We start from the raw sequence: 14,493 nt of genomic DNA on the forward strand, positions 1-14,493 counted from the left end.
GGATATTAACTATGGCAATTAAAGCTAGCAATCAAATTACAATTATTGATGTGGATGATGTAGGCAGATTGGGGGTATACCTTAACAGCAACCTACCACTGTCTGTCATCCACGATCCGAATACAAATACTTATGCCCCATCCTGGGCTGCAACTAATCTAAAATTAACTCCAGTGGTCTATTTAAATGACAAAGCTCTTGCATTAAATTCTACGGGACTGACAGTTACCTGGAAGCGACGGGAGGGATCGGGTTCTGAGGGAAATCTTACTGCCGGGGAAACAGCATCCGGAGGGATATTAACTGTGAACCAGAACAAACTGAGTTCAGCTTCAAGCGGCTTATTAAGCTATATCTGCTATGTTACGTACACAGAGCCTGAATCTGGAGTCACTGTAAACACACAAAGCGTCATGTCCTATTCCCTGCTTCAAAATGCAGTAGAGCTTCACTATATCAGCATTGATGGCCCCAATGTATTCTTATATAATGCCGCAGGAACGCTGGTTGGCAACTCCCAAATTTCACTAACAGCAAATGCCACCAATGTAACCATTTCCACCTGGCAGTACCGCAAATCTGGTGGCACCTTCGCCGCTTATCCCACAACCTCTGATAACGCAACCGTTACAGGCTCAACCCTGGTAGTTAAACCTGGACATGCCGTGTTCTTCAACGATACTGCCGTTATCAAAGTTATTACTAATGATCCGGACGTATATGACACCGTTACTATCGCAAAGCTAAGAGATGGTTCACATTCTGTTGTGGGAGTACTTACAAATGAAAGCCACGCCCTGCCAGCCAATTCTTCCGGTACGATAAGCTCTTATGCAGGAGCGGAGACAACGCTTGCCATTTATGAAAACGGCGCGGACATTACCAGTACCTTCACAATTACAACTGCCCCAAGTACAGGTGTAACCGGCACTCAAAGCTCTGATAAGAAGTCATATACGGTAACTGGTATGACCGTAGATACAGGATATGTTGATTTTACCGCTACACGCAGCGGATACGCCGCCATTACCAAAAGATTTGCTCTTACAAGGGTAAAGGGCGGAGCAAACGGTGCGACTGCACGGACATACTTCCTCGACGCCAGTGCATTAGTACTAAATAAAAATATAAGTAATGTCTTAACACCTGCCAAAGTTACCTTCAGTTCTTTTTACCGGGATGGCACATCTGCAACGCGTACCGCATATTCCGGAAGGTTTATCATTGCTGAATCTACAGACGGTACTGCATTTACCACGAAATATACATCCTCCGCCAATGAACCAACGAAAGAATACACTCCGTCGGCCACAAATATAGCGGCTATCAAATGTACGCTTTACGCGGCTGGAGCTACCACTACTGCTCTTGATACACAGACAGTAATGATTACAAAAGATGGTGCGACAGGTGCGACGGGTCCTGGGGGCACCTCTGTGATTGTGGGTAATGAATCCCAGGTAATACCTTGCAACAGCTCAGGAAACGTTCTTTCGGCTATGGATGTAACTATTCCCTTTGCCGGGTATAAGGGTATTACAAAGGCTGCCTGCTCCGTAGCCACCGGAGCATTACCGTCAGGTGTAACAGTAAAGTCTAATACCGCAGGTACGGCAAGCACTGATGGTTCTCTTGTTCTTACCTTTGCCGCCAGCGCCACATTAGGGGCTTCTGCTGCAATGACTGGAACTATTGATCTGACCTTCACTTGTAATGGGACAACTGTTATAAAGAAGTTTACTTGGACGAAATCGAAAGCGGCAGTTAACGGTACAAACGGCGTAAATGCAGTCCTGTTTGAAATTATCTCCCCGTCTGGAAATGTAATAATTAATTCGGGAAATAATGTCGTTTTGGAAACTATTATGTACTCAGGGACATCTACCGTAACGCCCACTGCTTATGTCTGGAAAAAATATGCGGGCGGTTCATGGACGTCCATATCCGGCCAGACAGCATCAAAGCTTACTGTGACACCGGCTATGGTAGACAGTTCCGCATCCTTTAGCTGCACAGCTACCTATGGAGGGAAAACCTACACCGCCTATGCGACAGTGACAGACAAACAGGACAATTACAGCGTAGACTGTATCTCCACACTTGGAAACCAGATCAAAAATGGCGTCGGCTCTGGCGTTATCTATTACCGGCTGTACCAAAACGGAAAGGAAGTAGATCCTTTAAAGACAGCTGATTTTCTGACCACTGCACCTTCCAGCCCAACCACAGGGGATTTTTACTATCACATAGATAAAACTGCAAAAACCGTAACCCTAAAAAAGTACTCAGGCACCGCATGGGTGAATGCCTCCGATGCGGATCTCCCAAAGGAAACATACAATACCTACCGGATTGATAAGAATTCCCTGCCTATGGATGGAGGCGAAATCTGGAAAACTGGCAAAGCTGTGTATGTCGACGGTAGTTTAATAGACGGTAAATGTACGTTTGTTGTGGAGGTCATATAAGCGAGGTTTTTCTGTGCCTTGCTTTTCTGTAACGGGGTGCGGAAAGGAGAACATAAATGAAAGCATCAAACCAACTTACTATAACCAATGTTATAGACGGCGTAGATTCTGTTTCTATCATTCTAACAGATGAAAACCATACATTCTCTGCCAATAGTTCCGGGCAGGCGGCAGCAGCCTCTATAACAACCGGGGTTCAGGCATACAAAGGAACCAGCAAAATAGCAACAACTGTGGGGAGTATTACAGGGCTCCCTGCAGGAATGACCATGACAGTAAATAATAATAATTCAGCCAACACCTCTATTTCAGTGACTGTAACAGCATCTCTGACTGCCTTAAGCGGGACAGTAAATATTCCCATTGCAGCGGACGGCATTTCTTTCATCAAAACCTTTAGCTTCACTTTATCAAAGGCAGGTGCCACAGGAAGCACAGGTGCCGCCGCCAAATCCGTGGATATCACAGCGACTTCACAGATTTTTAAAAGCACAGACGGCGGAGCAACATTTTCACCTGAGACCATCAAACTTACGCCCGTCTTCCAAGGAGGAATTTCATTTAGTAAATGGCAGTACAGCTCGAACGGCGGGACATCATGGACAGATGTAACAAGCGGTTCCAACGGCCTGACGATTTCTTCTGGTGTTCTTACTATCGCAAAGACATGCAGTTTATTTACAGACAGCGTTACTTCTCTCTCCTTTAAGTGCATCAGTAATAATGCATCTTATTTTGACGTGATGACAGTGTTGAAATTGTATGATGTAACGGATATCCAGATAGGCGGCAGGAATTTATTGTTACATAGTGGGGAAAAGATTACCAGTTCTACTTATTTGATGAAATCCTACTCTGCTTCTGAGCTGAAGCCTAATACGAAGTACACTATGGTGCTGAAAGGTAGTGTTGCCTCGCCAAACCGTTTCGGCGTTTGGTTTAATGGCGGAAGTTCTCATGGCGGATACTTTCCTTATAATCAGACAGATACAGCAGAATATATTACCATTACTACGCCCGCAGACTTAACTGCAACAACTGTCAACGTATATAATTATCCGTCTGCTACTGCTTCTAAATCCACAATAGATTGGACAGCCATGTATGAGGGGGATATACTACCTCCCTTGGATTGGACTCCCGCGCCGGAGGATATCCAGGAACAGTTCACTGCAGTTACAGATACTGTTAAAACCGCCCAAAGCAAGATTGATGCAGTGGAAGGGAAAATAACAAACAAGGTCTGGCGAAGTGATGTAATTACCATCCAGGATTCCGAAGGAAATATAAGAGAAAAGACTTTAGTAGACCATCTTGTACAGAATATGATTGACTCTAACGGGATAACAAATACCGTTCAGGATATCAAAACTGATTTAGGAAACCCAAATGACCCGGCATCTGGAACAAGTATTTATTCCAAAATCACGAAAGCACAACAGACAGCGGATAAGTTTACCTGGCTTGTTAAATCCGGGAATAGTTCTTCCAGCATGACGCTGACAGATAGTTTTCTAAGTATCCTGGCGAGGGATATTGATATTACTGGGAAGGTTACTTTTAATTCGTTTGATACTACTACTAAGATACAGATACAAACAGCTGTAAATAAAGTGGATGACTGGAGTTATGACAGTACGTCAATTGATGGAGGAAAGATTTATACGGGTACTATCACAGCTGATAAGATTGCTGCTAACTCTATAACTGCAGATAAAATTGCTGCTGGAGCTATAACAAGCGATAAAATAATTATTGGTGACTTTACAAATTACGCGACTATTAACCCAAATTTTCCTGAAACAATGTTACCTAATACCTTTATTCATGGTAGGACAAGCATAAGCGGTAGTTTTATAGAAGCTTCCGGGCGTGATTATTTTCCTTTATGTGAGGCAACGCCAAATGCTTTTAGCCAAGGAGAAAAAATAAGTTATAGTTTTACAGCCAAAACTGATGGCGGGCAGGTGCCTATATCGGTTTCTCTGTTATGCTATAGCAGTATTACAAAAGATCCAAACACCGGAGTAACAACATCCGGAACACTTATTAAAGAATATACATCAACTCCAGGGGGAGGATATAGCGGTTACCTAAACGACTACCCCAAAGTTTGTAGTGGTGTTATTGAAATTTCTGACTCCATAATTAACAATGCAAAATATTTTATTCTCGCTATTAAAAACATGTCATCTCAACGCTTACCCATTTATATTATGTATATTAAATTTAATCGAAAGATAGATGGATCAATAATCGTAGACGGAGGAATTACCGCTGAATGTCTAGCAGTTGATTCTATTCGTTCCCGGAATTATACAGCTGGCAGCGGGACATATTCTACTCAAGGCACAATGTTTAATCTTGAAGGCAGTGGATATATAAAGTCACAAAATTTTGCTATTACATCAACTGGTACAGCCTATTTTCGTGGAAATATAAATGCAACTAGTGGAACAATTGGATCTACATCCTCCGGATGGCAGATATCAGGGAATACTATTAAAGGTTTATCCAGTTCCAGTAAAATAATTAGTGGCGTATTAGAATCTAGCAATTATATTGAAAATACACAGGGAGTCAGAGTAGATTTAAACTCAGGAATCATAAAAGGAGACATAGTAGCTACTAATCTCTCCGCCCTTAATTCATATAGAATTCATGATAGCGTACATGAATCTACTATTATAACTGCGGATTTTGCAACAGATGATTTAATTGCTAAAATTGCCGTATTTGGATTTAATGAAGAAAAGTCCTCGCCTACAACGACTTATTCTGGTAAAGCATACATGGCTACTTATGATTTTGAAGGCGGAACAAGTAAAGTTGAGATTATGGCAGATATCATTAATTTAGTTACTAATGATTTAGGCGGTGCAGTGAATTGTGAAATGGTCTCAGCAAATGGAGGAAGATGCTGGAAGTTCAGTAACGGTTTGGCTATCGCGGTTAAAGCGGTAAGTGTACAGACTGCCTCTCCTACTAGTTATGGAAATATGTATTATGGAAATATCGGAACTCCATTAGGTAATATGCCAATAACCTTTAAAAATATTTTTTATCGAAATTTTACTTATGATAGTGGAGGTACAGAATGGCTTGCGTGGTATCCAGGAGATTATACAAAATGGAGCGGAACAATATACCCCTATAGCCCCGTAAAGACAACAGCATATTCCGCTAGAGATTTACGTGCAGTTTGTATAGGTACTTGGAAATAATTATTCAAAGAGGACTTGTTCCTCTCTTTACTTTATATAAAAAGGAGAAAATAATATATGACAAATTTAGAAGTAGTTAAAAATTTACAGGCACTTTACAATGTAAAAAAGAAGGTACTCCCGGCCAAATTAAGTTATGCCATCGGGCGAAACATCAGTATTTTGGAGCCTTTGTATAACACTTACTTTGAGGAAAGGCAAAAGATACATAAGCAATACTGTAAACTAAACGAAAAAGGGGAACTAGAAACTGATAAAACGGGAGTAGAAATACCAATTGATGCCAACAATAAAAAATTACTGGAGACGGAAATGGAAGCGTTAGTATCTATTGATAACTCAGATGTTACTATCCACAAGGTATCTGAAAGTGTTTTGGATCTTTGTGATTTGGAAAAATTTAACGCTCTAACTCCAGAGGAACTTTTGGGATTATCCTTTATGTTTGAATAAGGAGGATTTGTATGAACCAACTTCAATTTAAAGATGGTTCCAGGGTTGAGATCTCCGAGTTTAAATATGCAAATGCTTATTTACAGATTTGTCTATATTCACCTATTGAAACCGTAAAGGAGTTATTCTATAACGCCAATAATCTAGGTACTCTTGAGTTTTATATAGATGATAAATTTGCAGGAACATATAGCGGATATCTGAATGTACGAAATATAACCTTAGATAATCGGTTAAATGCGGACTTAGAGCCGGTAGACTACTGTACTGTAGTTTTATATCAGCCCCTTATTAAAGATCGTATTAATACTTTAGAGTCAACTCTGGTACAAGAGACAAGTGCGCTGAACACTAAGACGTCCACAATAGAAACAAAGGTCATCGAACTGGACGCCGCAATTAATCCGGTAGTTGATACGGAATCCATGACCTTAAAAGAGCTAAAGCAATACCGAATCAACGAATCTAAGCAACTTCTTGCTGAATATCTGAGCAATAATCCTCTAAACTCTGACTGTCATAATCAAACTATGGGAACTTATTCGATAACAAAAGAGAAACAAGATTTGATGATTTCTAATTATATCACCTATCAAATCAAAAAACAGACGGAACCTAATACTGAACTAACCTGGAATGAAACCGGTAAGTCTTGTGAATTATGGACAGAAGCCGAATTTCTAGAATTAATCTGTCAGGTAGAACAGAAAGTAAAACCCAGAGTATCTAAGCAACAGGCGTTAGAAGAAGAGATTATGGACTGCAAAACAAAAGAGGAGGTTTCTGCGGTTGTTATTGATTATGTAAATGTATAGGGGAGGAGATTCTATTGAAAAAGATATTAGAATTCATTTTTGAACATATTCTATTATTCCTTACTTTTGGATTTATATATTTTATTCTTGAAAGCCTATGGAAAAACCACCTCACTGATTGGCACATGTTTTTGTTAGCAGGTTTTATTGGTTTATGTATAGGATTAATCAATAATCTATTTTCCTTTGAAACTGATTTTTTACTACAGTCTATTGTAGGTATGCTAATTGCTTTACTATGCGAATGTATCTTTGGCTATAAATGGAATGTAGAAATGGGACTCTGCCTTTGGAATTACTCTAACCCGCCGCTTTCTTATCTTAGCGCCGTAGCTGATCAAATCAATGCTGCATTTGCTGTTATCTGGCTGGTCCTGTCTGCGTTCTGTGTCCTATTAGATGACTGGATCTATTATTACATATTGAAGCATAAAGAAAAGAAACCATACTACAAGGTATTTGGCAGAGTGATTTACAGAATGTAACAGAAAGGAATGGTGCGTTTGTGTGAAAGAGTTTATTGAAATATTTGGAGGGGTAACGGTAAGCCAACTAGTTACCCTGCTGGTTGCCATCGGGTTTATTGGCGGCATATACATAAAATACAAACCCAAAATGGAAGCCGCATACGAGAAGAAACGGAGAAACGACAAGATTCTGGATACATATGAGCAGAAGCATCAGGAACTCGTTGACAAACACAATGAAGATATATCCAAAGCTTCGGAACGGGATCAGGAATTAAAGGAAAGCATACAAGCTATCTCACAAAAAATTGATTAAATTGCGAACGCACACTCGTGACTTCAGTCATGAGTAAGTGAGCGTTTACAAATAGTTAGCATATACAGAAACGTGTATGTAGAGGTGTTTATGACACCCAATACTACTTGAACTGCTGGGAACCCATAAAGCTATTTGAACTACAACGTAATACCTGAAATGGTATCAGCGTGAATGTTACGAAAGTAGAAAAAATCAAATAGATGGTGCAAGGTTAAATCCTAAACACTGAAACAATGGGCAATCAGCAACTAAGACCGAAAGGTAAAGCTCAACGACTATTCCTCTTGAGGGAAGTACACACAAGCGTGTGGAAGTGGGTAGACCCTAACGTGTAATGGCGAGGGATAAGATATAGTCTGTGCTTACATGAAAGTGTAAGAAGTTCATAGGAGAACTGTATAAAGTGTAGCGACTTTATATGAACGACACCTCAAAAACGACAAAGAATCCTATGATTCTTTTATATTATTTAAACAAATTAAATCACTTTAGAGAATATATAATAGAAAGGAAGTGAATAAATATTATGAAATATTCTATAACTGAAATAAATTCAGATTTTTCATTTTCTGGAATATACAAATGGGAAAATGAAATAAATGGTAAAGTATACATAGGCCAATCTATAAATATTTATAATAGATTTTTGGATTATAAAAAAGGTAGATTTAATCCACATATGAAAAGTGCAATAAATAAATATGGTATAGACAATTTCTCAATAGAAATTTTAGAAAAAGATATTGATGAAGCTAATCTTAATGCATATGAGCAAAAATGGATTGACTTTTATCAGAGTTATTTACCAGAAAATGGATATAATATTGCGCCAGTAGCTGGTAATACAAGAGGCGTTAAAAAGTCAAAAACAGAACGGGATGCTATGAGTAAAAGGGCTTCTAAAAGAATTGGAGAATTAAATCCTTTCTATGGTAAACATCATACAGAAGAAACAAGAAAGAAAATCTCAGAAGCTCATAAAGGACTTCACTATGAAATATCCGAAGAACATTTTAGAAAATGGAGAGAAGGATATAGAGCATCTATTGATAAAATAAAACAAATAGATAAAAATACGAATGAAGTAATTGCCATATATGAAAATGCAATTATTGCAAGCAAACAAACAGATTCTGATTATTCTGGAATTAGAAGATGTTGTCAGTGTAAACAAAAAACTTGTAATGGGTATAAATGGCAAATTGCTTAATTTGAAAGTGATTATTAAATGTTTAAATAATACATATAAGAACCGTAGGAACTACGGGGATAGCCTGGTGATACTTAACACATTAGTGTTATTGACCAGGAACCCCGCGACTTTAGTCGTGGGAGGTTCAGGTCCTGTCTACTATGATGGTAGAACTTCAGCAGAACAACGACGAACGTTTCAACGCCATGTCTGAGAAAAATGATGAATCGGAAAGGGCAAAGCTGAAAGACCGGATTGCGCAGTCTTACCGCTATCACCATGAACACCAGGAATGGACAAGGATGGATCAGGAGGCATTCCGGGGATTAATTGCTGATTATGAAAACCATGGCGGTGAAAACAGTTTTGTCCATGAGATTTGCGAGCCGGAATCGTACACATGGAAACTATTGAATGATTAGGAGGAAACCATATGGATGCAAATACCATAATTGAAATTGTAAAAATAGTACTTTATATACTCTTAGGTGGATTAGCAATATATTTTAAAACCACTTCGAAGTTGAACCAAACAGTAAATGAGATTATTACTGACGCCGAGTCTATGTATGCAGATACAGTGAAATCGGGTGGCAAAAAATTTGTCTGGTGCGTAGACACATTATATAGTCTGCTACCGAAACCGCTCCGGTTGATTATACCTAGAAATATCGTGGAGATGATTGTGCAGAATACCTTCAATTCTATGGAGGATTACGCCAAAACTCAGCTGGATAAGGCAGTAGACAAAGCGTTGGACAAAAAGGAATAGGTACAGTTGTATGAGGGTGGCTTTCGCTGCCCTCTTTTTAATGGAGGGTATATATGACGAATCAAGAATTTATAGAATGGATTGGGCAAAAGGCTGCTTTGGATATGCAGAATACAGGTATGCTGGCCTCAGTTACTGTGGCTCAGGCTATCCTTGAATCTAATTACGGAACTTCCAGCCTTGCAGTATCCGCGAATAACCTGTTTGGTATGAAATGCAGCCTGTCTGGAAATTCGTGGCCAGGGAGTACCTGGGACGGGAAAAGCAAATTTACGAAAAGAACCGGTGAGGAATACGATGGGCAGAAAGTCACTGTTACAGCAGATTTCCGGAAATATCCAAGTGTAGATGATTCCATCGCGGATCATTCGGCTTATCTGCTGGGTGCCAAAGATGGTAACAGCCTACGGTATAGCGGATTAAAGGATGAAACTAACTATAGAACTGCAATTACAATCATTAAAAACGGAGGCTATGCGACTGACAGTAAATACATCAATAAAGTATGCAGCTTAATCGAACAGTATAACCTTACAAGATTTGACAAAGGGGGAAGTAAATCCATGAAAGTATTTTTAAGTGTAGGACACAGTATATTAAAATCCGGGGCGTGTACCAGCGCGGATGGAACAGCCCAGGGAGGGGTGAACGAATACCAGTACTGCAAGACTCTGGCGCCTTATGTAAAAAAATACCTGGAGCTTGCGGGATGTCAGGTTGACTTAGTTATCTGCCCGGAAAGGAAGTTTTCTTCTAAGAACGAGGAACGGCCATATAAATTAAATATAGAAAACAATGGGGACTATGATGTATCCTGTGAGCTGCACCTTAATGCCGCAAACGGAAGGGCAGCCGGGGGAGAGGTATATGCCAACACAGCCAGAGGAAGAGTTTTTGCAAGCCGTGTAGACGCCAAGCTTGACACTGTATTTAAGGATCGGGGAGGGGTTAAATCCCAGAGTCTGTACATGCTAAACCAGACGAAAGCCCCTGCCATTCTCATTGAAGTATTTTTCTGTGATTCTGCCTCTGACTATGTTAAAGCCAAATCTGTTGGAATGGAACATATTGGGCGTTTAATTGCCGAAGGAATCACTAATACTAATATCTCTGAAACCGTTGCCCATGATTGGCTGGAACTAGGAGATACAGGTGACGCAGTTAAAGAGATGCAAAGCGCTCTTAACCAGGCCGGATATAGTTTGTCCATTGATGGCATTTTCGGTACAAAAACAAAAGAAGCCCTTATTGACTTCCAGAGTGCCCATGGTTTATCCGCCGATGGGCTTTACGGACAGAAAACAAAGGACAAGCTTCTTGCGGAAATTTCAAAATCCCGGTGGATTAAGCAGAGTGGAAAATGGTGGTATCGCCATGCTGACGGAACCTATACCAAAAACGGATGGGAATTTATAAACGGCAAATGGTACTATTTTGATGCCGAAGGATGGATGAAATCCGGCTGGCTCAAGTGGAACAACAAATGGTATTACTTGGGCGGCGCAGATGACGGCTCTATGAAGACTGGCTGGTACATGGTTGGAAACACATGGTACTTCTCCAATACGGATGGTTCCATGGTTGAAAGTGATTGGATTATGCATACGGACAGTAATTGGTACTACCTCACTGCCTCCGGTGCCATGGCTGTAAACGCCTACATCAAATCCAAACCAAAATCGCTGTATTACTGGGTAGATAAAAACGGTGTCTACGATGATACATGGGATACCGAAACACCGGATCTCAAGAAATATAAATTAGTAAAATAAGATGATAATAAGGAAGAGGCTCTGTTTATGGGTCTCTTCTTTTTTTAAAGGAGGTAGATAATAGTATGCAGCTAATAACGCATGAATTAACACTCGATTTTAAGCGGATAAATACAGCTTGTGTCCAGGTTATCGATATTTATCGCGGAGACGCAAATTCCCACCAGCTGAGAATCAAGCTTAAATCTGACGGGCTCCCCTTCTCACTGCCTTCCGGACTAACAATGGCCGTTGAAGTAGGAATAGAAAACAAACTTGGACTGCCCCTGGAGTGCACCCTTACTGATGACGTACTTACCTGTATCCTGACTGAAGAGGTTTTGCTGATTCCCGGCATGATGTATGGACAAGTAGCTATAAAAGACGGGGATGCTGTTCTCTCCTCTTCTGCTTTCCGCGTCCGGATCGTGGATCGTGTGATGAACCAGGTGCTTTATCCAAATGTTCCAGGTTCCACGAAGCACGACATGGATACTGCACTTGCGGAGGCCAGAAATTTAAGCACTGAGCTAGATACAAAAAACACTGCGTCTCAGGGATTGATTTCCAGTCTTAACCAGGCAATTGCTAATGCGGACGAGATTAAGACTTATGCCTTTGACGCGCAAAACGCAAAGAATACTGCCATCGAGAAAGCCACAATTGCTGTAAACAAAGCGGAACAAACAGCCAGCGACAAGCAGATAACGGAAACAAACCGGGAACTCACAACACAAAATGCCCAAACCGCCCAGGAAGCCATGAACCAAACAATCCAGGCAGAACAGAGAGTCATTCAGCTGATGTCCACAGATACAAAAAGCTATTTCTTTGCAACTATCACGGAGAGGGACGCTGCTGATGGAATCCGGGACTGTGACCGCTGTTCTGTGCTTGAGACACGGGCGGATTATATATATGATACGCACGATTTAGATGGAAATGATGTGAACCCGGAATGGATCAAGACCTCAGAGTGGGACGCACTTAAGACAGTCGCATGGGAAATCATTACAGGGAAACCCAGCTTTGCTGCTGTTGCTACTACAGGCTCCTTCTATGATTTGGTGGATGCTCCGGCCAAATTTGACGCTCCAGTTGTCCTGGATAACACTACTGATACCATAACCTGGAATCTGAATGATTCTTACAATGCAGTCGTGACTCTCACGCAGCCAAAGCCGCTCACGATTACCAACTTTTACAATGGATGCGTCTGCTCTATACACTGCTATGGAAGTACCTTGGATTTTAGTGATACCGCTCAGTACCAGCTCAGTGCCAACTTTGGTTTTTTGGAACCCGTTGATAATGAACACATGATGTATGTATTAAACCGGTGCGGTACGAAATGGATTGTGAGTGCAGTACCCGTAGGAGGCGAGGAATATGAATAATGCGCTGTTGAGTACTATGACTATTGTTCCGACATATGACCAGTCACATCTGTTGCAGAGTACAATAGACGCCCTTCCGGAGCTTCCGCTGCTGTATGATTCTGCTAGTTGCAGGTATTATGTGGATGGTGGGACGACTCAGAAGAGAATCGGTGGGGAGCAGTTATTTGACGCTAGTAGAATAAACAGTGTTGCTGCTGGTAGTACAAGCATCAAAAATAACGGTGATGGGAGCTTTACAATAGTTGGGCAAGGGAATATAACAGAATCGCTTTCCTCCTCCTATACTTTTACTCATGAAGAATCCGTAAAACTATTTCCCATAGGTGCATATACATTTCAGTATTACAACGTATATCCCTATCACTATATGCAGGTTAAGATTAACAATACTCCTGTTATATCTATGTTCAGCACCGCAACATCACCGACACTAACAGTTACGGAAGAGTGGGCATCTGATCCAACATTTCAAATATGTATAGGGTTTGCTGGCAATATAGCTTCTCCAATCAAACCAGGAGTAGTCAGGCCCATGTTGTGCAGGGTTCCATTAGTAGATTGGCAGCCATATGTCGGAGGAATCCCAGCCCCAAATCCAGAATATCCTATGGCCTGTGAAAACATATATCCTTCTGGCAACTATAAATTCGAAGTCAACGGTGCCTGGTACAAGCTCGCCTTATCTGATGACTTACGAAGTGTGGATGGAATTGCAGATAGGCTTTGGATTGAACCTCGTACTGGTAAAGCATGGGTTGAGAAACATGTAAATGTAAAAAATCTTGTGGGTACTGAGGTATGGGTTGCTGATACTATCGCTTCTGACACAACCAAAAGATATCGGCTGGATGGATTTAATGGCTGGACTGATACTTCAGTTTGCAGTCATTTTTCACGTATTGCAGCTGATGATGATACGGTTGGTTATTATGGTTCTGAGAAGAGTCTGTATCTGAAGACAGATTTTGTGTCTGTTGGTGCACTTAAGGATTTTTTGTTATCCAAATCTGGGGCTGGCAGTTCTGTTACTGTTTTATATGAATTAGAAAAAGCGGTGCTGTGCCCGGTAAGTATTTCAGAGATTGCTGTAACTGAAGGGTCAACTATTGAGCTTGAAGGGACAGTGAATAGTTGCGCTGAGGATTTTGTGCTTTATGGAAAAACACACCAGGTAGAGACGACGGGGGCGCAGTTGTTTGATGCGTCGAAAATTACCGAGGAATCATATTTGAGTGATACGAGCGGACAAGTGATAAGCGGCGTAAATGTTGCAAAAGGGCAGAACGCAAGTGATTATATACCTATTGCTGGATATGATTACGTTACAGTAACCACTAACATGACTGCAAAACGTTGGGGCGCATTTTACAATGCAGACAAAAGTCTTTTGCAGGGTATCGCTGGCTATGGAACACTTGCCGTACCTGAAAATGCGCATTACATGCGATTAACTATAGCGGATAATGCGCTTGATACCTGTATGATTAACGCCGGAGAAACCGCCCTCCCGTGGGAACCATACACAGGCGCTACATCATCCCCCAGTCCAGAATATCCCCAGGATATACAGGGGGTAGGGAAAAGAACCAAAAACCTATTTGATAAAGATGCCTGGTACGATTTCTTTTATAG

12 protein-coding genes are annotated in these 14,493 nt (G+C 40.9%); all 12 read left to right on the forward strand.

All coding sequences use genetic code 11. The features are described 5' to 3' along the window. The first annotated feature begins 11 nt into the window (after window positions 1–11). Window positions 12–2,468 (forward strand): hypothetical protein, encoded by a 2,457-nt coding sequence (locus GKG41_RS21985; protein ID WP_154262498.1) that lies wholly within the window; start codon window positions 12–14, stop codon window positions 2,466–2,468. 56 nt (window positions 2,469–2,524) lie between these two features. Then, window positions 2,525–5,692 carry a hypothetical protein gene (locus tag GKG41_RS21990; protein ID WP_154262501.1) on the forward strand — a complete coding sequence of 1,056 codons (3,168 nt, stop codon included), beginning with the start codon at window positions 2,525–2,527 and terminating at the stop codon, window positions 5,690–5,692. Window positions 5,693–5,749: 57 nt separating this feature from the next. Then, entirely contained in the window at window positions 5,750–6,145 is a 396-nt protein-coding gene (locus GKG41_RS21995; RefSeq protein WP_154262504.1) for a hypothetical protein, read from the forward strand. Window positions 6,146–6,156: 11 nt separating this feature from the next. Further along, a complete protein-coding gene (locus GKG41_RS22000) occupies window positions 6,157–6,960 on the forward strand; it encodes a hypothetical protein (protein WP_154262507.1) in 804 nt (267 codons plus the stop codon). A 14-nt stretch (window positions 6,961–6,974) separates the two neighbouring features. Continuing rightward, entirely contained in the window at window positions 6,975–7,445 is a 471-nt protein-coding gene (locus GKG41_RS22005) for a hypothetical protein (RefSeq protein ID WP_154262511.1), read from the forward strand. A 22-nt stretch (window positions 7,446–7,467) separates the two neighbouring features. Then, entirely contained in the window at window positions 7,468–7,743 is a 276-nt protein-coding gene (locus GKG41_RS22010; protein WP_154262513.1) for a hypothetical protein, read from the forward strand. A gap of 529 nt (window positions 7,744–8,272) precedes the next feature. Then, window positions 8,273–8,956 carry a GIY-YIG nuclease family protein gene (locus GKG41_RS22015; RefSeq protein ID WP_154262516.1) on the forward strand — a complete coding sequence of 228 codons (684 nt, stop codon included), beginning with the start codon at window positions 8,273–8,275 and terminating at the stop codon, window positions 8,954–8,956. A gap of 143 nt (window positions 8,957–9,099) precedes the next feature. Beyond that, the gene (locus GKG41_RS22020; RefSeq protein ID WP_154262520.1) at window positions 9,100–9,360 is read left to right on the forward strand and encodes a hypothetical protein; all 261 of its coding nucleotides are present in this window, start codon (window positions 9,100–9,102) and stop codon (window positions 9,358–9,360) included. Window positions 9,361–9,371: 11 nt separating this feature from the next. Continuing rightward, on the forward strand, window positions 9,372–9,710 hold the full coding sequence (locus GKG41_RS22025) for a hypothetical protein (RefSeq protein ID WP_154262523.1): 339 nt from the start codon (window positions 9,372–9,374) through the stop codon (window positions 9,708–9,710). Window positions 9,711–9,763: 53 nt separating this feature from the next. Next, window positions 9,764–11,482, forward strand: a complete 1,719-nt coding sequence (locus GKG41_RS23665) for a glucosaminidase domain-containing protein (protein WP_347563382.1) — start codon at window positions 9,764–9,766, stop codon at window positions 11,480–11,482. A 65-nt stretch (window positions 11,483–11,547) separates the two neighbouring features. After that, window positions 11,548–12,858 (forward strand): BppU family phage baseplate upper protein, encoded by a 1,311-nt coding sequence (locus tag GKG41_RS22045; protein WP_154262527.1) that lies wholly within the window; start codon window positions 11,548–11,550, stop codon window positions 12,856–12,858. Continuing rightward, window positions 12,851–14,493: hypothetical protein (locus GKG41_RS22050; protein WP_154262530.1), on the forward strand; the 1,643-nt coding region annotated here is incomplete at its 3' end. The genes GKG41_RS22045 and GKG41_RS22050, both read left to right, overlap by 8 nt.

Source organism: Lactonifactor sp. BIOML-A5, assembly GCF_009677585.1.
Classification (GTDB): Bacteria; Bacillota; Clostridia; order Lachnospirales; family Lachnospiraceae; genus Lactonifactor.